Source organism: Sporomusa intestinalis (genome assembly GCF_055383785.1).
The window spans coordinates 2,977,195-2,996,111 of record NZ_AP042390.1 but is presented as its reverse complement, the minus strand read 5'-3'; the positions used below and the strand labels follow the sequence as shown (position 1 = coordinate 2,996,111).

General features: G+C 49.2%; 21 protein-coding genes and 1 tRNA gene. 16 read left to right on the top strand and 6 right to left on the bottom strand.

All coding sequences use genetic code 11. From position 1 onward, the window contains the following. Window positions 1–86: 86 nt before the first annotated feature. From ACZ481_RS14175 to ACZ481_RS14150, 6 genes are all read left to right on the top strand, one after another. Window positions 87–1,427: an MATE family efflux transporter gene (locus ACZ481_RS14175; RefSeq protein WP_464766011.1), complete on the top strand. Its 1,341-nt coding sequence runs from the start codon at window positions 87–89 to the stop codon at window positions 1,425–1,427. A 132-nt stretch (window positions 1,428–1,559) separates the two neighbouring features. Beyond that, the gene (locus ACZ481_RS14170) at window positions 1,560–1,757 is read left to right on the top strand and encodes a hypothetical protein (protein WP_464766010.1); all 198 of its coding nucleotides are present in this window, start codon (window positions 1,560–1,562) and stop codon (window positions 1,755–1,757) included. Between the two features lie 220 nt (window positions 1,758–1,977). Further along, the gene (locus tag ACZ481_RS14165; RefSeq protein WP_464766009.1) at window positions 1,978–3,153 is read left to right on the top strand and encodes a M20 metallopeptidase family protein; all 1,176 of its coding nucleotides are present in this window, start codon (window positions 1,978–1,980) and stop codon (window positions 3,151–3,153) included. Between the two features lie 223 nt (window positions 3,154–3,376). Continuing rightward, window positions 3,377–3,577 (top strand): hypothetical protein, encoded by a 201-nt coding sequence (locus ACZ481_RS14160; protein ID WP_144350560.1) that lies wholly within the window; start codon window positions 3,377–3,379, stop codon window positions 3,575–3,577. Window positions 3,578–3,604: 27 nt separating this feature from the next. Next, the gene (gene pyk, locus ACZ481_RS14155) at window positions 3,605–5,359 is read left to right on the top strand and encodes a pyruvate kinase (protein WP_464766008.1); all 1,755 of its coding nucleotides are present in this window, start codon (window positions 3,605–3,607) and stop codon (window positions 5,357–5,359) included. Window positions 5,360–5,371: 12 nt separating this feature from the next. After that, on the top strand, window positions 5,372–6,748 hold the full coding sequence (locus ACZ481_RS14150) for a hypothetical protein (protein WP_464766007.1): 1,377 nt from the start codon (window positions 5,372–5,374) through the stop codon (window positions 6,746–6,748). Window positions 6,749–6,869: 121 nt separating this feature from the next. Here ACZ481_RS14150 and ACZ481_RS14145 read toward each other — a convergent pair whose 3' ends face one another. Next, window positions 6,870–8,009 carry an acyltransferase gene (locus tag ACZ481_RS14145; protein WP_464766006.1) on the bottom strand — a complete coding sequence of 380 codons (1,140 nt, stop codon included), beginning with the start codon at window positions 8,007–8,009 and terminating at the stop codon, window positions 6,870–6,872. Window positions 8,010–8,133: 124 nt separating this feature from the next. On the opposite strand from ACZ481_RS14145, the gene ACZ481_RS14140 reads away from it, so the two are divergent. The 3 genes from ACZ481_RS14140 to ACZ481_RS14130 all read left to right on the top strand — a co-directional run bounded on the left by ACZ481_RS14140 (window position 8,134) and on the right by ACZ481_RS14130 (window position 10,010). Further along, window positions 8,134–8,601, top strand: a complete 468-nt coding sequence (locus ACZ481_RS14140) for a peroxiredoxin (protein WP_464766005.1) — start codon at window positions 8,134–8,136, stop codon at window positions 8,599–8,601. A 182-nt stretch (window positions 8,602–8,783) separates the two neighbouring features. Continuing rightward, complete coding sequence (gene dat / locus ACZ481_RS14135) at window positions 8,784–9,644, top strand: D-amino-acid transaminase (RefSeq protein WP_464766004.1); 861 nt, start codon at window positions 8,784–8,786, stop codon at window positions 9,642–9,644. Window positions 9,645–9,668: 24 nt separating this feature from the next. Beyond that, window positions 9,669–10,010, top strand: a complete 342-nt coding sequence (locus tag ACZ481_RS14130) for a CC/Se motif family (seleno)protein (RefSeq protein ID WP_464766003.1) — start codon at window positions 9,669–9,671, stop codon at window positions 10,008–10,010. Window positions 10,011–10,115: 105 nt separating this feature from the next. Here ACZ481_RS14130 and ACZ481_RS14125 read toward each other — a convergent pair whose 3' ends face one another. The 4 genes from ACZ481_RS14125 to ACZ481_RS14110 form a co-directional block, all read right to left on the bottom strand. Then, window positions 10,116–10,379 carry a hypothetical protein gene (locus ACZ481_RS14125; RefSeq protein ID WP_464766002.1) on the bottom strand — a complete coding sequence of 88 codons (264 nt, stop codon included), beginning with the start codon at window positions 10,377–10,379 and terminating at the stop codon, window positions 10,116–10,118. Between the two features lie 27 nt (window positions 10,380–10,406). Further along, window positions 10,407–11,756, bottom strand: coding sequence for a vWA domain-containing protein (locus ACZ481_RS14120; protein ID WP_464766001.1), 1,350 nt, complete (start codon window positions 11,754–11,756; stop codon window positions 10,407–10,409). Between the two features lie 5 nt (window positions 11,757–11,761). Beyond that, window positions 11,762–12,718, bottom strand: coding sequence for an AAA family ATPase (locus tag ACZ481_RS14115; protein WP_464766000.1), 957 nt, complete (start codon window positions 12,716–12,718; stop codon window positions 11,762–11,764). Between the two features lie 141 nt (window positions 12,719–12,859). After that, window positions 12,860–13,216: a hypothetical protein gene (locus ACZ481_RS14110; protein WP_464765999.1), complete on the bottom strand. Its 357-nt coding sequence runs from the start codon at window positions 13,214–13,216 to the stop codon at window positions 12,860–12,862. A gap of 221 nt (window positions 13,217–13,437) precedes the next feature. On the opposite strand from ACZ481_RS14110, the gene ACZ481_RS14105 reads away from it, so the two are divergent. Genes ACZ481_RS14105 through ACZ481_RS14090 form a run of 4 tightly spaced genes read left to right on the top strand, consistent with a single transcriptional unit; the run spans window position 13,438 to window position 16,030 of the window. Further along, complete coding sequence (locus ACZ481_RS14105) at window positions 13,438–13,743, top strand: hypothetical protein (protein WP_464765998.1); 306 nt, start codon at window positions 13,438–13,440, stop codon at window positions 13,741–13,743. A 12-nt stretch (window positions 13,744–13,755) separates the two neighbouring features. Next, a complete protein-coding gene (locus ACZ481_RS14100; RefSeq protein ID WP_464765997.1) occupies window positions 13,756–14,256 on the top strand; it encodes a hypothetical protein in 501 nt (166 codons plus the stop codon). Window positions 14,257–14,298: 42 nt separating this feature from the next. Further along, window positions 14,299–15,534 carry a sensor histidine kinase gene (locus ACZ481_RS14095; RefSeq protein ID WP_464765996.1) on the top strand — a complete coding sequence of 412 codons (1,236 nt, stop codon included), beginning with the start codon at window positions 14,299–14,301 and terminating at the stop codon, window positions 15,532–15,534. Window positions 15,535–15,586: 52 nt separating this feature from the next. Beyond that, the gene (locus tag ACZ481_RS14090; RefSeq protein WP_464765995.1) at window positions 15,587–16,030 is read left to right on the top strand and encodes a C-GCAxxG-C-C family (seleno)protein; all 444 of its coding nucleotides are present in this window, start codon (window positions 15,587–15,589) and stop codon (window positions 16,028–16,030) included. On the opposite strand, the gene ACZ481_RS14085 is transcribed toward ACZ481_RS14090, so the two are convergent. Then, window positions 16,027–16,752 carry a M48 family metallopeptidase gene (locus ACZ481_RS14085; RefSeq protein ID WP_464765994.1) on the bottom strand — a complete coding sequence of 242 codons (726 nt, stop codon included), beginning with the start codon at window positions 16,750–16,752 and terminating at the stop codon, window positions 16,027–16,029. The two genes, ACZ481_RS14090 and ACZ481_RS14085, sit on opposite strands and share 4 nt — an antisense overlap. 181 nt (window positions 16,753–16,933) lie before the next feature. Here ACZ481_RS14085 and ACZ481_RS14080 point away from each other — a divergent pair. The 3 genes from ACZ481_RS14080 (at window position 16,934) to ACZ481_RS14070 (ending at window position 18,612) form a co-directional block, all read left to right on the top strand. Further along, window positions 16,934–17,019 (top strand) — tRNA-Leu (locus ACZ481_RS14080). A gap of 254 nt (window positions 17,020–17,273) precedes the next feature. Beyond that, window positions 17,274–17,933 carry a DNA-3-methyladenine glycosylase family protein gene (locus ACZ481_RS14075; RefSeq protein WP_464765993.1) on the top strand — a complete coding sequence of 220 codons (660 nt, stop codon included), beginning with the start codon at window positions 17,274–17,276 and terminating at the stop codon, window positions 17,931–17,933. Between the two features lie 97 nt (window positions 17,934–18,030). Continuing rightward, window positions 18,031–18,612, top strand: coding sequence for a MerR family transcriptional regulator (locus tag ACZ481_RS14070; RefSeq protein WP_464765992.1), 582 nt, complete (start codon window positions 18,031–18,033; stop codon window positions 18,610–18,612). Window positions 18,613–18,917: the final 305 nt, after the last annotated feature.

Here is an 18,917-nt window from a genome sequence, read left to right as displayed (position 1 = left end):
CATCCCGCTTGATAAATTCATATTGCCGGTTGCATTAGGATACGTTATTGCCTATACAGATCTTTGCAGGCAGCGGGAGGAAAACTATGGATCAATCCCAGGCTCTGGGTGAGGAGAAAGTCAGCAAACTGTTATGGGAATTTTCTTTGCCGGCTATTGTGGGTATGGTGGTCAACGCTTTGTATAATATCGTCGACAGCATATTTGTCGGCAATGGGATTGGCGATATCGGCCTTACGGCGGTAACAATAGCATTTCCCATTATGATCGTATTAATGGCTATCGGCATGCTAATCGGCATTGGCGCCTCTACGCTGGTATCCATCCGCCTGGGTGAACAGAACTACCAGGCGGCGGAATTTATTTTAGGAAATGCGGTTACCTTGATGATTATAGCCGTGCTGCCCGTAACAGCTATGGCGCTCCTGTTTTTAGACCAGATTCTGGTGTGGCTGGGGGCTGAAGCCAATGTCCTGCCTTATGCCCGTGAGTTCACCCGGATTATTTTGCTTGGCAGTATTTTTATGCATATTGGTTTCGGACTGAACAATATCATCCGGGCGGAAGGCAATCCCCGGGTGGCAATGGCGACTATGCTTATTGCGGCGGCCCTAAACACCGCGCTTAATCCGCTGTTTATTTTTGTTTTTAAACTGGGAATAGCCGGCTCCGCCCTGGCGACCGTGGCAGCCCAGGCTGTTTCTGCGGCCTGGGTTCTCAGGTATCTTACCAGTGATAAGAGTGTTCTTAAATTACGCCGGGCCAATCTCCGGCTTGATCGATATGTTGTGTATGAGATTATTAAAATCGGCCTGTCGCCGTTTCTGATGCAGCTTGCCGCCAGTGTGGTAACGATCATATACAACTACAGCCTGCTGCGGTATGGCGGGGAATTGGCAGTGGCTGCAATCGGCATTATCAACCGGGTGGCAATGTTGATACTGATGCCTATTTTCGGTATCAGCCAAGGTGTGCAGCCCATACTAGGCTATAATTACGGGGCAAAAAATTATACCCGCATGCTGGAGGCAATAAAATTAGGCATGTATGCGGCCACTGCCGTTTCTGTTCTGGGGTTTATCGTAACCCAGCTGTTTGCTACGCCTATCATTAGGATATTCAACGATAATCCGGAGCTGATTGCCATCGGCGCCAGCGGGCTGAAGGTGTTTCTGATTTTACTGCCGATTATTGGCTTTCAGATTATCGGCGCCAACTACTTCCAGGCGGTAGGCAAGGCTGGTCATGCTATTTTCCTCAGTATGTCGCGACAGGTTATTATCTTAATTCCGGCCATTCTTATCCTGCCCCATTTTTACGGATTGCCGGGCATCTGGTTTGCCGGTCCGGTAGCTGATTTTGTGTCGTCACTTGTGACCGGGGGCTATTTGTGGCTGGAACTGCGGAAAATGGCTAACGCCACCTGACCCCAACCTGGCTGCTGCCTGAAGCCGGCTGCTCCCTGGTAAATAATTCTTAGCCCTCTGTATTGCCGCAAGGGCAGGAGATGCCGGCTAAGCAGCGAATATAGCCTGTATAATCAGGAAAGGCTGGTAGGTATGAGAAGCTGGGTGATTGTTGCCATGCTTTCCGTTATTGTCCTGGCCGGGACGGTTGCAGCAGCGCCGGCCGGGGCTGCCAAAGCAAGTAAACAGGATGAGGATAGGGCCCAAGTGAAAGCCGATGAGAAAAAGGTCAAAAAACCTCGCCCTGGTTATATCAGGCAGGACGGAAACAAAGTCTATTACCATTGGTAATATTGTTCAGTTAAAAGGCTAAACCTAGAACAGGTGCTAGTGGACAGACCACTAGCCTTTTTATTTTACGAATCCTATCAAATTCAGTCATTGTTTAAATAAAAGCTCGATATCTGCAATTTTTAAGGCTCAGAGGCAGGAGTTTCCGGTTTATTGGTGTACATATTTACAAAGCGGAATTATTATTTTAATCGTGTTATAAGGCAGGAAGGCGGTAGGTATGAGTTTTTCAATCCATGCCCTTGTCAGGGAACAGGAGCAATATGTGGTGGCTATGCGGCGCCACTTCCGCCGGCGGCCTGAGCTGGGCGGCCAGGAATATGAGACACAGAAAAAAATAATAGCAGAGCTCAGCGCTATCGGGCTGGAGCCGAGGCCGGCCGCCGGCACCGGCGTGATTGCCGAGATTACAGGCAGCAGGCCGGGACCGACGGTGGCAATCCGGGCTGATATTGATGCGCTGCCAATTCAAGACGAAATAGATCAGCCATACCGCTCGGAAAATGACGGTCTCTGCCATGCCTGCGGTCATGACGGCCATACGGCTATGCTGCTGGGAATAGCCCGGGTATTCAGGGCAATGAGAACTGAACTGGCCGGGAACATCAGGCTGTTGTTCCAGCCCAGTGAAGAGCGGTTCCCCGGCGGGGCTGAGGCCATGATAGCCGCCGGCGCTCTCCAGGGCGTAACTGCTGTTATTGGCGCTCATTTGTGGCAGCCGCTGGCAGCCGGAACCATGGGGATCACCTATGGGCCGATGATGGCCTCGCCTGATGAATTTACCATTACCATTCAGGGCCGCGGCGGTCACGGCTCGATGCCGCAGCAGACAATCGACCCTATCTATGTGGGCGCGCAAATTGTATTAGCTTTAAAGACAATTACCGGCAGCCAGATCAGTGCGAATGAACTGGCTGTCCTATCGCTTGGCGCGTTTAAGGCCGGCGAGGTATTTAATATCATCCCTGATTCCGCTGTTCTGCAGGGCTCGGTCCGGACTTTTTCTCCTGCGGTCCGGGAAACAATTTTTGCCTGCATTGAACAGATCTGTTCCGGTATTTGCGCGGCGTCCGGGGCTGCCTACACTTTGGAGAATTGCAACGGTTACCCGCCTGTAATTAATGATCCCCGCCTGGCCGGGATAGTGGCCCTTGCCGGCAAGGCTGTGCTGGGGGACAGTCAGGTTATCGAGATATGCCCGGTGATGGGAGCTGAGGATTTTTCCCGTTACCAGGAGCAGGTGCCGGGCTGCTTCCTGTTCATTGGCATCGGCAATCAGGAAAAAGGGATTGTATATCCCCATCACCATCCTAAATTTGATATGGACGAACAGGCGCTTGCTCAGGGGGTTGAGATTATGGCCGGCGCCGCTTTGCGGCTGCTGGCGGAAACCTAGTTTTGGAAAAATATCCATGTATGCACTGCAGGAAATAAGCTGTACATGGTGAAGTATACCTGTGGGCAAGACACTAATCCGCGGGCGGTAGAGGGAAGATGGATAAAGGCAATTGAAATTTTAAAGCAGGAATACAGCTAAGATTGGAGAACCAGTCATTTATAGTCATTAGTTTGCGGTGATTGGTTTCCTATTGTATAAAGAAGCTAATAGGAGGGTACTTATGTGGACCGTAGTATACATAGCTTCTAACCGGGCACAGGCCGAACTGTATAAAAATGTACTGTGTAATGAAGGGGTACTTGCTAACATCCGGGCGGCAGGAATTGTTTCCGCTCTCGGCGATGGGTTGTATGAAATTTTGGTTTTGGAATCAGAAGCCAATGAAGCACACGCGATTTTGTGTCAACATGCGATACGATAAAAGCGTATGATTAAGGAGTGTTTAATATTGCTAAAAAAGACCAAGATTGTTTGCACAGTAGGTCCCAGTACCGATAAGCCCGGTGTGCTGGAGGCAATGATGGCGGCAGGCATGAATGTTGCCCGGTTCAATTTTTCCCATGGCCAGCATGCAGATCATGCCCGGCGGCTGGCCCAGGTAAGAGAAGCCGCCCGGAATGTGAAGCGGCCGATTGCACTGATGCTTGATACCAAGGGCCCGGAAATGAGACTGGGATTATTTGCCGATGGCAAGGTTTATTTAGAGAAAGGCCAAAAGTTCGTATTAACAAGCCGCGAGGTCCTTGGAACCAAGGAAATTGCTTCTGTTAACCATAAGTTATTGCCGCAGGAGGTTGCGCCCGGCCAGGTGATACTGATTGCCGATGGGCTGATAAGCCTGCATATCGATGCTGTTGACGGCGATGACATCATCACCACTGTTAAAAACAGCGGCGAGGTCGGGGACCGCAAACGGGTTGCAGCACCGGGAACCGCTATTAACCTGCCGCCGCTGTCGGAACAGGATGTTGCCGATATTATGTTTGGTATTCAAAATCAAATGGACTCCATTGCCGCCTCTTTCGTCCAGCGGGCGGCCGATGTGCTGGCAATCCGCAAGATTCTGGAAGATGCCGGCTATGAGATGGACATCATCCCGAAGATTGAAAATGCAGAAGGTGTTCATAATATTGACGAAATTCTCAAAGTCTCTGACGGTATTATGGTCGCCCGGGGCGATCTGGGGGTGGAGATACCGGCAGAAGAAGTGCCGCTTGTCCAAAAAATACTGATCCAAAAGTGCAATAAGGCCGGCAAGCCGGTAATTACCGCCACCCAAATGCTGGAGTCCATGATCGCCAATCCCCGGCCAACACGGGCAGAGGCCAGCGATATTGCCAATGCGATTCTGGATGGGTCGGATGCGATCATGCTCAGCGGCGAATCTGCCTCAGGCCAGTATCCGGTCGAGGCGGTGCAGACAATGGCCCGGATTGCCGTGCGTACGGAAAATTCGCTCCGGCACAGCGATATTTTAGCAGGCAAAGGCATTCAACTGCAGCGGACAACAACAGATGCGATCAGCCATGCCACTGCCCAAATCGCGCATGAGCTGGGCGCGGCGGCAATTGTAACTTCCACCCAGTCCGGCTATACGGCCCGCATGGTGTCAAAATATCGTCCCCAGTCTACCATTGTTGCTGTTACTCCCAATGAAAAAACAGTGCGGCGCATGCTGCTGCTGTGGGGGGTATACCCGGTTTTGGGGCCGAGTTTTAATAATACCGACGAAATGGTGCACAGTGCCATTGCCACTTCGTTACAGGCCGGCGTTGTCAAAGACGGAGACTTGGTCGTTGTTACCGCCGGGGTGCCTGCCGGCATATCCGGCACCACCAATATGATCAGAGTCCACATTGTTGGCAATATTTTGACACGCGGCACCGGCATTGGGCAACAGGCCATTACCGGCAGGGTTGTTATTGCCAGATCGGTTAAGGAGCTGAAAGCGAAATTCCGGGAAGGCGACATTTTGGTAGTTGCCAGTATTGACGAGGAAACGGCACCTTATGCAGCTAAGGCGGCGGCCATTGTTGCCGAGGAAGGCGGGTTAACCTCCCATGCTGCTATCGTGGGGGTAAGCTTTGGCATGCCGGTGCTGGTCGGGGTGGAAGATGCTATCGAACGGTTGCAGGATGGGGCGATTGTTACTGTGGATGCGGCCCGGGGGATTGTATACCAGGGGGAAATTAACGCTAGATAGGGAGAAACCCTTATGGCAATATGGTTGATTGGTTTGTTAACAGGGGGAGTTTTAGCCGCGTGGTGGCTGTACACCAGGCGGCTGGACCGGCAGTTTAGAACGATCGAGTCCCGGCTCCGCGGCCTAACGCCTGAGCGCCGGCTGACTGACGCTCAGGCCGGACAAATTATGCGGCGGATACATAAATTGTTAAAGACCAGTTTAATCGCCGGTGATGCAGATAACATATACCGCGCCTTTGACTTGTTGAAACTGGCCCTGGGCCATGGTTTAGACGGCGCCGCCGAGCCGGGACGCATTACTGCCGCTGTTTTCCTGGCACTGCGTTCTCACCAGCCTGATGCTGCCGGCCATGGCATTGATGCTTTCCGGCCCTTGATAAAAAACACAACTGCGGACCGGCTGCCGGCAGTAGTGGAACAGCTTGGTCTAATTGCTGTCCTCAGTTTAAAACAGCGGCATAGTTTTCTGGCGGCCCGGGCGGTGGAACTCATTTTTGCCAGCCTGGGTACAGTACAAGCTGATGGTGTGTATACTGCGGCAATGCGAGCCTTAAAGGCAACAGGTCTGATTGCTTTACGCCGGGGCGATACCGGTCTTATCCGGGAGATGCAGGTGAAACTGGCAGCCTGGCTTGCTGCCGAACAGCCGGGCGGTGTTATCCAGGAGCAGTTGACCGGAGTCCTGTCGGCCTGGCTGCATAGGGCGGTAAAAGCAGGTGACGCCGGCATGATTGAACTCTTAACCGATTATATCAGGCAGCTGGCAGACAAGAAAATATTGGCAAATTATACCTTGGCAGGTATTGTTGGTGAATGCAGCCATATAGCCGGTATGGATAGTCTCAATCCCTTCAGCCCGGCCGCCGGGGAAATATCGATGCTCAGTCTGGATTTGGCGGTACAGGTGCGGGCCAATGATACCTGGCGCCAGGCTGTCGACAGCGCCGCCCAGGCCGCCAGACTGGCAGTGGCCCAACGCAGCCTGGCCGAAAGTTTTGACATTGTTTATCCGCTGCTGGAAGCGGGCCGGCGACTGTTGACTGCCGAGCTTCATTCTGCCGGGGCGGCCCATGATGTATTCCGGCAGCAGGCTCTTTACATCCTAATGCGAGAATGCATACAGCTGGTAGATTTTGTTTGCCGGCAGAATTTTACCGTAACAGCCGCCGATATCATCGACCAGCTCTATCTAAACTGGATTAAGTGCCCGGCCAATGCAGGCCAGCAAAAATCTGTCAGGAAATTTTGCCAGCTATTGTTTTTATACTATATACGGATTAAGCGCCGCCAAAAACGCCTGACAGCCGAGGGCAGCAGTTTTTGTGCTCCGGACACACTAACGGTGGCTAACCGCGAACGGCTGACCCAGCTTGGCTATTTAGTTTAAACAGATAAAAAGTTTTAGGCGGACAATAATGTCCGCCTGTTTTACCTCAAAGTAATAAAAAATTTACTGAAAGAGCCTGAGAGAACAGGCCCCCATCCAGTGTTGCGCCGGCACGGGGGTATTATGCTTTTTGGCGAATCGTGCCCTGTTTGGGGATGGCCCCTGTAAGGGCCAGACTCAGCAGCGGGATAAGGCTGCCGGCCTTATTGATAAGAGCCGCAGCAGCGGTACTCAACGCCAGTGTTGCCAGATAAAAAGCAATTGTCACCGGTGCCGTCAGCGGTAACCCGGCTTGGGTTATTTCGCGGATCAGATAATACATGACCAACGGGTGGACAAGATAAACAAGATAGGAATATGTTCCCAGGGCTGCCAGGCCGGTTGCCAGCCCAGCCGGCAACGGCCTGCTGAAAGCGGTGAACAAAAACAAGGTTGCGCCCAGTGTGTACAGGACACCGGCCGGGCTTAACTGATGGGCTGTGTTTACAGCCTGCTCCAGGCTGTACCGCATGCCGTAAATCAGGTAATAGTAGAAAAACAGCATGCCTGTTAATGTTGCGGCAAAAAATGCATTAATCCGGCCCCGGTTCCGTTCCAGGGCAGCCAAAAACTGCGGATAAAGCTCAGCGCAAACGGCACCGAGGAGGAAAATGAACAGGTAATGGAGGATTAAAAAACTCATGCGGTGCTGAACTGCGAGATTTAGGTAATGGTTGGCAAAGTTTGCGGTAAGTATATAACTGGAATAATAATTAAAGAGGATCTGTGCTGTCAGCAGGCTGAGCAGGCCGGTGACCGGCGCTTTAAGAAGCCAGCGTACCAATTGCCGCCAGCAGGGCATACAGGCATAGAACCAGATAAGAATAACCAAAAAATATAATTGGTAAGATGCCAGGCCAAAAGCCAGGTATTTGTAAATAAGCGGGCTGTGCCAAAGGCTGATATCACCGCTGATCCAGGTATAATGCAGCATATAGAGAAAAGACCAGGCCAGGTACGGCAGCAGGACTGCCTTGAAGCGCCGGCGCAGGAAGGCCGGATACCTGAACTCTGCCTGCAGCGGCTGGCTGATAAATAAGCCGAAAGCAGATACAAAGAAAAATATTGGCACACTGAAGCGGGTGAATATCTCAAGCAATGCAAACAAATGGGGATTGACAGCCGGGTTAGCCAATGAATAAGCGCCGGTATGAATGCCCAATACACCTAACATAGATATACCGCGGATATAATCGAGAGCAAGTATGTGCTGTTTGGCCATAGTGTTCAGCGGCTCCTTAGCATTGGTTTTATTCGTGCTGACCAGATCGTATAGTCCTATTTAATTATAGGCTGTAACTGCTGTAACTGCAATAAACTTTTGTGTAAAAAGGAGATGGCAACAAATGTCTGAAAAAGTGCAAGAAGGACAGGCGGCCCCGGATTTTACCCTGCCGGCTACCGGCGGCAATACGGTTACTTTGAGCCAATACCGGGGAAAAAAGATCGTATTGTATTTTTATTCCAAGGATAATACAGCCGGCTGTACCGATGAAGCCCGCGGCTTCCGGGAGGTAGCGGCGGCTATTGCCGACGCCGGGGCCGTCATTCTGGGGATAAGCGGCGATACACTGGCAGTGCATGAGAAGTTCAGCGCCAAACATGAGCTTCCCTTCCTGCTGCTAAGTGACGCTGACCGGCTGGTAAGCCAATTATATGGCGTGTTTAAAGAGAAGAACATGTATGGTAAGAAAGTGATGGGGATTGAACGCTCAACCTTTATTATCAATGAACAGGGGGTCGTAAGCCGGATTTTCCGGAAGGTTAAGGTTGCAGGCCATGGGCAGGCGGTTTTGACGGCCTTGAAGCCGTAACTGAGAGAATACTGACGGCCTGCCGTTTCAGAGCCGGAGGCAGTCGGAAAGGCTGCGCAAGCCGGCAGGCGCCTGCGGCAAGAAAGCAGCCCCGGTCTGGGCGGTAATTTTTACTAATTAGGCAGGAGATTGGATATTACTGTGTAATAATGTATATTAATAAATCAAGGGAGTGACAATCCATGCAGCCAATCGGTCTCATAAACGGCAAGCTTATCGACTTAAATGAAAATATTGTGTCAATGGAAGATAGAGGCCATCAGTTTGGTGATGGCGTATATGAAGTAACAAGGGTATATAATGGGCGTTGTTTTGCTTTGAAAATGCATGTGGACAGATTGTACCGTTCGCTGCGCGAACTGACAATTCCGGCTGTATATACCTATGATGAACTGGCCGAGTTTCATGATTTGTTAATCAAAGAAAGCGGCATCGCCGCTGGCGCAATCTATCTGCAAATTACCCGCGGCGTTTCGCCCCGGGCCCATGGTTTTCCCGAGAATGTGGTGCCATGCCTGACCATGTCGATCCGTCCTGCCGCTGCCGCCCCTGATAAAAATAAACTGGAAGGCGCCAAAGGCTTGTTAATCCCTGATGAAAGATGGCTCAGATGCGACATTAAGTCGCTTAATCTGCTGGGAAATGTCATGGGCAAGCAAAAGGCCAAAGAAGCAGGCTGCTTTGAAGGCATCCAGGTCCGGGACGGGTTTGTCACCGAAGGCACCAGCAGTAATTTCTTTGTCATAAAAGATGGGGTTGCCTGGACGCATCCCCGCAGCAATCTTATCCTCACCGGTGTTACCAGAACACTGATCCTGGAAAAAATAGCGCCCGAGCTTGGGGTGCCGGTGATTGAGAAGAGGTTTGACGAGGCGTTTGTCAAATCGGCCGCAGAAGCTTTTATTTCAGGCACTAACAGTGAGATAGTGCCGATTGTGGCCTTAAGCGGGCAGCCTGTCGGCACCGGCAGTGTCGGCCCGGTTACCCGTAAAATTCAACAGGCTTACTGGGCGATGATTGACCGGGAATGCGGGCGTAAATAAGCAGGGCGAAAGGTGGAGAAGACTATGAATATGATTGTTACCGAACGGGCGCAGGAATTTATTGCGCAAGAGGGCGGTATTATTACTGTAAAGCTGGAGCAACGTCTAATTCCTAATTGTTGCAATCCTCCTTCGATAGCTCCGGTTCCTTCCGTAAAAACAGGTAAACCTGAAGCGGGAGAAGCTGCCGACTATACAGCAGTGACAATTGATGGCGCCGAAGTCTATGCGCATACCTCAATCCGGAACTACGACAATGAGAATCCTTTGCGCGTTGATATTGAAACCACGCTGTTCGGCAAACGGCTGGTTGTGTATGGCCTGCCTGCCCCCGGTAAAAACTGCGGCAGTTGTACCTCCTGTTAGAAAACCGTCGGCGGGCACGGATTTTTATCCCGGAGCATAACCTTGTATTTTTAAAATTCCGCTGAGACGAAAAACTGCTGGCGGCCCGAGGCCGCCAGCAGTTTTTTATTTGAAATTAGTGGCGCAGCTTGAACAACTGCCGCCGTCTTCCTGGATTTTTTCCTCCAGGCGGCCATTGTTGAATAAGATCATTTCGGCAATAGCCATTGGCAGCACCTCGGTAAGCAGCACTTCCATAGCGTTATGAATAGCCTGTTGTTGATCCCGGTGGCTTAGGGCGGTGGTTAGTTTGTCTTCAATCGGCTCGCGATAGGTGGTAAGCCAGCGCTGGTAATGGGCAAGCAAAGTTGGGCCATCATAATACATCATCGGTCACATCCTTTTTTTATTTTCATATTATGGTTGACGGGTTAAATTAAGTGACAGTATTTTAGTCAGGTGTGCCAGCGAATAACACTCAAACATGGCGCAGTACCGGGCGAATAGTGTTATGGCGCTGTGCTGCCCCCAGCGTTCTTTGGGCTGGGTATTCAACCAGAGAATGCGTTTGACTTTTTTGCCGACAGCAGACAATTCTCCGGCTGTTTCGACAGGTGCCAGGGTATTGGCGTCACTGATAATAAAAAGCAGGGTCGAGGGTGATAAGAATTGCTTATATTCTTCCCTGAGACGGGCAAGCGCAATAGCTAAATTGGTGCCTTGCCCCATTTGGGAAGAATCGGTTACCAGGTCGGTGATAACCTGGGCGAAATCATCACTGCGCTTAAAATAACCGGTGACTTTTTCTAAATCAGTGGCGAAAATAAAGGTTTCTATGTTTTTGACAACACTGGATAACCCAAACAGCAGCGGCAGGGTAAAACGGACATATTTGGTCATCGAGGCCGACACGTCACACAGTACGACAATATTAGGCTTGTGAATTTTTTTGGTCTTGTATTTAAGGGCAATCATCGTGCCGCCATAGCGGGTATTGCGGCGGATGCTCTGACGAATATCAATCAGTTTGCGGCGCCCGGTCAAGCGAAAGCGCCGGGAAATGCGGGTAGTCAGCTTGTACGCCAGCCGTTTGATCAGGGCTGTGACCTGAGGAATCTCCTGTTCGGTAATATCCTGCATGTTTTTATACAGCAAAGGATTGCGGCCTGTGCCGCCAAGGCCGGCCGCCGAGTCCACAACATGGTCAAGTTCATGATGACCTAACAGCTGACGGCGGGCGGCAGCCAGCTGAGCCAGATCTTCCGGTGACAGCTGGCGCTGCCAGAAGGACAGCGAGCTTTTGAGCAGGTTTTCCACTACCGGCTGAAAGGCTTCTTTTACATTATTACCGGTCGAGGTCTTTTCCAGAAAATCCTGCAGACGTTTTTTTTCCTGCTCCGGCAAGCGTTTATAAACGTCCATAAGTTCGGCGGGAAGCTCCAGCGGGCGCCCCTGAAAGACCAGTTCTTCCTGGGCCTGCTGCGACTGTTCAAGCTCAAGCTGCTGCTTGGTATCCCAGTCCTGCCGTTGCTGCTGTTTGGCCTCAGGCGGTACGAAAAACAGGTTAAACGCTTGATCAAAGGCAACCTGATCTTCAGCATTCTTAATTAGTGTGCTTTTTAAAGCCGCCCGGAATACATCCCGGTCGAATTGTTCGATAACCGTCAGGCTGTCTACGGCGTCAATGGTTTCGGCAATGCTTACCCGTACCCCGAGCTGACGGAGAATCTGAACAAATCCTACTAAATTATCAGTAAGTGAGTTCAATAAGATCAGCCCCCGCAGCTTTTATCGCTATGGCAATGGGTGGGTGCGGCCATGGGATCAGTCGCCTGTCGGACCGCATTGCACAGCCCGTCCGCGCCCAGCTCCTTCTGGAAGGCCATGAGATCATCACGGTTTTTAAATAATAGTCCCATTGTCTGCTGGATCAGGGTGGAATCAAGATGGTCGGCGTGCATGGCAATTAAAGACCTTGTCCAGTCAAGTGTTTCGGCAATGGAAGGCTGTTTGGCAAGCGTTAGATTAGTGCGCAGGTGATTGACCGCTGTTGCAATCTGCTTGGCCAGTTTTTCGGTTGCTTCCGGGACTTTAGCGCGAATAATATTAATTTCTTTTTCAATAGACGGATAATCAATAAATAAATAAATGCAGCGGCGGCGCAGGCCTTCCGATAATTCCCGGTCATGGTTGCTTGTCAGCACCACCATGGGGATATGGTTGGCTTTGACGGTGCCAAGCTCAGGAATCGATATTTGAAAATCTGATAGGATTTCAAACAAGAAGGCTTCAAATTCTTCGTCGGTTTTGTCGATTTCGTCAATTAATAAAACCGGGCGCTTTTCTGCCCTGATGGCTTTCAGCAAAGGCCGCTCCAGCAGGTATTCGGGCGAGAAAATATCGCTTTCGGAAAGGTTTTGGCAAGCACTGTCCCGGCTCATCTGAATCTTGATCAGCTGGCGCTGATAATTCCATTCATATAAAGCTTTATTTTCGTCCAGACCTTCATAGCATTGCAGGCGAATCAGTTCGGTATTAAACACTCTGCTTAGTACTTTGGCGATTTCCGTTTTACCAACGCCGGGCGCACCCTCAACCAAGAGCGGCTTTTCCAGCTTTAACGCTAAATAGACAGTCGTTAACAGCTCTTTATCACTAATATACCCCTGAGCTTCAAAAGCAGTACTCAATTCCGGCATGGTGACAACAGGGTTAGATTGCTTGTCCATAACAATTCTCCTATCTCTATTAAAGCTATAGTCTTAATTTTACAGCAAATTAATAATATTTGACAAGTGAAACGTTTCCCGCAAAAAAACAAAAGCTACTCCCGTAGAGTAACTTTTGTTGTTGCTGTGCTATGTAGGCGGTTACAGGTTGATGCCGATAAATTCACCGGTTTTAAACGGGGTATCTTCAATTAACTGACCGGGGAGGATTTCAAAATGTTTAAAGAACTTTTTTGCACCGATATAGGCGCCTTTAGCTGCATAGCGAACAGGGAAAGTATTGGGCTGCAACTGTTCCATCGGCAATATGCCGAGGGCCTGTTTTTCAGGATCATAGCCCAACATGCAGAAATGATGATTTTCTAAAAGCTGGGTGGCTTTTTTGTTAAAAACAATACGGCCGTTAGGACGTACTTCAATTACAGGTTCATCGTTTTTGGGCGTACGGGTGCGATGCGGCTGAAACAGAGTAAAAGAAAAGCTGTTTTCTTCACTCATATAACTCACTCCTTACATGTTAATAGAATACATTTAAAAGTATGCTCAAACTTGCAAAACTATAAACATCAAATAGCAAAAAAAATAAGTTTATTTTTGCTATTAGCGTGATTATCGGTGGAAATGCAGGATTTTTTCCAAGCGGGGCATAATCTTATTTAGTGATAGTTTTTTCAGTTGTGACTGTTTACAGGATTATAAAGAATACAGGGGGAATTTAAATGAATCAGATGTGGTTTCAAGTTCTGGCAGTTATGATTGTAGGCAGTATGATTAAGTATATGTTTCATAACTCTCTGGCTTGGGTTGTTATTGATTTGGCAGTACTTGGTATTGCTTATTTATTGCTGCGCCGCGATCCTTTTATTGATATGAAACGGTCGATGGTATTTCTCGGTGGTTTAACTGTTGTTAATGTTTTGGTGGACTTAGGCATCATGAGCGGGATGCTGGGAAATTTAGCTTTGCTTGCGCTGCTGGGCTATATGATGTTTGGCCGTAATTATAACAACAGACGGCGCCGTTAGAGGGGGAGAGGGGTGTCTCACAATAAGGTTGTTACAAGGGCCGCTCTGTTACTGGCCCTTACGCTGATATTCCAGTCGCTCCGCTTTTTTATTCCTTTGCCGCCGTTTTTGTCCAGTTTTCTGATCGGCAGCTTAGTTAATGCCACACTTTTGATCGCGGCCGAAAAGGCTGGGTTGGGGCCGGCGCTGATGATTGCGGCAATAACTCCTGTCGTCGCCTATTTCCAGCAGCTTTTACCGCTGCCGGTGTTTATTTTGCCTGTTGCCTGCGGCAATGCGATATATGTTGGGATTTATTTAACACTCTTTGGCCGGAGCCGGGTTTTGGCCATTGCCTTAGGGACATTAGGCAAGGCCGGGCTCTTATACGGGGCATTTGTCTGGCTGTTTACCATTATTGCGGTTCCGCCAAAACTTGCCGCCGCCATTATGCTGGCAATGAGCTGGCCGCAGCTAATAACCGGCGTTTTGGGAGGCCTGATAGCGGCAATGATTGCCAAACGGATTAAATAACGCTCATACTCCGGAGACAGCCAGTGCTATGGAGGGATTATTATGCCTAATCACGGCTTGACGTTGGCTGATATTGTCAATGTAAAAGTGTTACAAGAGATTCAGGATAAGTTTTCGGAAGCTACCGGCCTGGCTGCTGTGATTGTTGACAGTGCGGGACAGCCAGTCACGAATCCCAGTAATTTTACAAGATTATGTAATTTAATTCGCTCGACCCCTGAGGGCTTAGCCCGGTGTATCGGTTCCGATGACTGTGGCGGCAGAATGGCTGCCAGGCAATTATGCCCTTCTGTATATTGCTGCCATAGCGGGCTTACCGATTTGGGAGCGCCGATTATATTAAACCAGCAGCATCTGGGTGGATTTCTGGCCGGCCAGGTGCTTTTACCTCAGGCTGAGCAAGCAATTGCCGGGGAAGTGTTAAAAAGACTGGCCGACCTAAACCTTGACGAAAGCGACATTCTGGAAAGACTGGCTGAAATCCGGGTCGTTCCGGAAGAGCGGGTGAAGGCGGCGGCCGATTTGCTGTACATCATGACAAATTACATTGTGGAGATTGCGATGGCCAATATCGCTCAAAACCAATTAATGGATGAGCTAAAGGCTAAGGCGGATCTGGAAAAGATTTTGCGGGAAACAGAGCTTAAGGCTTTATTGTCCCAGGTCAACCCGCATTTTTTGTTCAATACCTTAAACACAATCGCCCGTCTTGCTCTCCTGGAGGGGGCGCCCCGTACCCAGGAAGTAGTGTATGCCTTATCCGATCTCTTGCGCAATAATTTACGTAATAGTGATGAGATGGTGACTGTCGGTGAGGAAATTCAGTATATAAAAAATTATCTGCTTATTCAGGAAATGCGTTTTGGCGACCGGATCCAGGCTTCTATTAACATCCCGCTGGAACTGCTGGACCAGAGAATTCCCTTTATGACACTCCAGCCGCTGGTGGAAAATGCAATTATTCATGGCCTGGAACCAAAACGCGGCGGGGGGAATATCAATATATCCGGCCAGCGCCGCGACGGCAGGGTAGAGATCATAGTAACCGACAGTGGTGTTGGGGTAACGAAAAGTCAAATAGAGCATATTTTTAGAAATGAGAAAAGGATGGCCGGCAAAGGTCAGACAACAGGCTTAGGCATAACTAATGTCCACAAGCGTATTCAGCATTACTTTGGTTCTCAATTTGGGATCGATATAACCAGTGGGCATGACGGCGGCACAACAGTGAGAATATGCGTGCCTTTTGGTTTTGGTGAAGAAGAGGCTATAAGTTAAACTCTGGCAGAAGGTATAAAAGTCAATATTATAATGAAGGGGAGGAGTTTTTATGACACAACATAAAACAAATGCCCAAGACCAGGCAACAGAGAATTTTAAAGCAGGTTTTAATTGTGCCGAGTCTGTCGTACGGTCGTTTCGCGACCTGCTGAAATTAGATGTTTCCGATGAAGCTCTTAAAATGGCTTCCGGCTTTGGCGGTGGCCTTGGTCATGCCGGCTGTATGTGCGGGGCTTTGTCCGGGGCGACGATGGTGTTAGGCATGCTCCAGGGACGGTCCAGTACTGAGCAAAACCGGGGGCCGGTATATAGCAGTGCCCAGGAATTTCATAATATATTTTCCGGCCAATTTGGCGCAACCTGTTGCCGGGTACTTAATCCTTATGAGTTTGGCAGTCAGGAACAACGGCAGACGTGCCTTAAAATTACCGGTACCACTGCTGACTTGTTATGGAAATACATTGTTGGCAGACAATTAATCGCAAAAAATTAAAAAATCCGGGATAATAGTTTCCCATTATCGGCCAGCCATTTGCGGCACTCCCGGTATTCCGGGGAAAACCGGCCAACCTGTTCCCAAAACCTGACCGAATGATTGGGCACTAACAAATGGCACAGCTCATGAATAATCAGGTAATCGGCCACCCCTGGCGGGGCCATAATAATGCGCCAGTTATAGTTTATATTGCCAAGACTGGAGCAACTGCCCCAGCGTGTTTTTTGGTCTTTGATTGTAATCCGGGCCGGGCGCACACCGATGATTGCTGCCCATTGTCTGGTTTTATCGAGAAATAGTTCGCCGGCCTGCCGGACAAGCCAGGCTTTTAGCAGCCGTTCAGCCATGGCTTCCGGCTCAGCCTCAGCACCGGTCGGCACCGTTACAAGCACCGCTGCCGGTGTTAATGAGATTTCTGGTTTGCTGCCGCCGGCAAGGATGGTAAGTGTGCGGGGTTCACCCCTGTAGAGCAACTGGGAGCCTGTTGTCAAGCATAGATTGATCGGATTGGCAGCAAGGGTGGATAGTTTATGCAGACGGCCGGTGAGCCACTTGCTTTTCAGGGTAATGATATGCTCAATCTCGGCAGCGGTTAGTTTTCCCGGGGTAATGATCTCCACCACGGCCGTTGGCAGCATCCGTAGCTGAATGTTTTTCCGGCGTTTATCCAACCGTTGGCTATAGTGAAGGCGTTGCCCGTTGAATGGTATTGTTGGCATAGCAGCTTCCTTTACAGATATTTTTATTTAATGGTAATCCTTTGATGAACGATGATATATATTGGCCAGCGACGCTGATTATCCCTGTTGCCTAATTGAATTTTCGGCAAAAAAGTTGCTTGACAATAAAAACGGTAAATGGTATTATAACAAATGTCCGACAACAGACTCAGCATTAAATGCCCGGGTGGCGGAATGGCAGACGCGGAAGACTCAAAATCTTTTGTTGGTAACAACGTGGGGGTTCAAGTCCCTTCCCGGGCACCATAAGCAGAGAACCAGGTTATTAGGAGCAGCGCGATGCTAGTGTCTGCGTGAATCGCTTAGTTCCAAGCGGAGTGCGGCACCGCTTAACTGTCCAAAGCTGCTAAAATATTAAATTGGGAAGCTAAGAGGCCTATGTGATTTTACATCATATAGACTTTTTTTATTTGCAAAATAACCGTCTGCATGGAATGTCTAAATAAGAGAAGAAAGTCACTGCAGGCCTATGTTATAATTGCAACAGCGGAGGTGTTTTTTTGTATTTTGAATACGGTAAAAAGGAAATTGAATTCATAAAAGGCCGTGATAAGCTTCTGGGCGCGGCGATTGACCGGATCGGGCATCTATACAGGGAGGTTGACAGCGATCTTTTCTCCTCTGTAGTCCATCATATCATCGGCCAGCAGATCTCCACCCGGGCACAGGCGACCATCTGGCAAAGGCTTAATGACAGGCTTGGGATTATTAATGCCGATGCGATATACGCACTGGAATTGACTCAACTGCAAAAACTGGGCATGACCTTCAAAAAGGCCGAGTACATCAAAGACTTTGCCGCAAAAGTCAGAAGCGAAGAATTCGACATACATGCGTTATCCGGTCTGCCCGATGCGGAGGTCATAAAAGCGCTTTCATCCCTGAAAGGTATCGGCACGTGGACTGCTGAAATGATCATGACTTTCTGCATGCAGCGGTCCGATGTCGTGAGCTTCGGGGACCTTGCTATCCACCGGGGAATGCGGATGCTGTATCATCACAGAAGCATCGACAGAAAAAAGTTTGCAAAATACGCAAGGCGCTACTCGCCTTATGGAACAGTGGCAAGCCTGTACCTTTGGGCGATTGCCGGCGGTGCAATTCCGGAAATGCGGGATTATGCGCCAAAAAAGAAAAAGGCGGCGGCCCTAAAAAAATAAATGTAAATTATTTACAAATATTCATAAAATTAGCAGGAAAAATCCCCCTTAACCGCGAATATAATCGCAACAACAAAAACGCAAGGGGTGATTTTTTATGACAGAATTACTTAGTATCAAAGATATATCGCAAGAGCTGGGAATTCCGCAGAGCACGCTGCGATATTATCGGGACTTGTTTCTGGACTATCTGCCGGCGATGGGAGAGGGGAAAAAGAAACGTTTTTATCCGGAAGCGGTTGAAGTATTTCAGACTATCGCCAAATGCATGCATCAAAATAAAAATGCTGATGATATTGCCAATGAGCTGGACAGCCGCTTTACCCGATTTATTGAGATTGAGCCGGAACCGCAGGAAAGCAGCGCAACACATTCGCAGGCGGATGAAAATGGACAATCTCAGGCCTTAGCTACAGTACATCAATTTGACGGTTCTACGATTATGGCTGTTATCGCCTCGCAAAATCAGGCGTTACAACAAATTGCCGCGACCATCAGCATGGTTAACGGGCAGCAAGAGGAGTTGCAGCATTTAAAGCAGGAGGTATCCAAGCTGGAAGAGCGCCTGGAAACAGAACTGACCGAGCATTTCCAGCTGATGGATATTCGTTTGCGCCAAATTACAGAGGCGAAAGAGAATAATAAGCCCAGATCATTCTGGCAGCGATTATTTAATTGAGTGTGTCAACCGCATAACCAAGGCAGTGAGCTCAGGAGAATTACCGGCCACTGCCTTTTTTGATGTATAGGTAAATTGTTAAAAATGGTAATAATTGTAAGTTTTATTTTTATATTTACATATATTGGTAATTATTGTAAGAGTTTATCTGTCGCCGGAACAGAGAAAAAATGCTTTAAAGCGGTAAAATAGTCTGCGGTGTCGAATTGGGCGGTTCGGTAATGGCAGGCAGAACAAGGGTTGCTTTACGGTGATTAGCCATTTCGACACACTGCACCTAAAAATCTGTCGGTTTTTTACGAAAA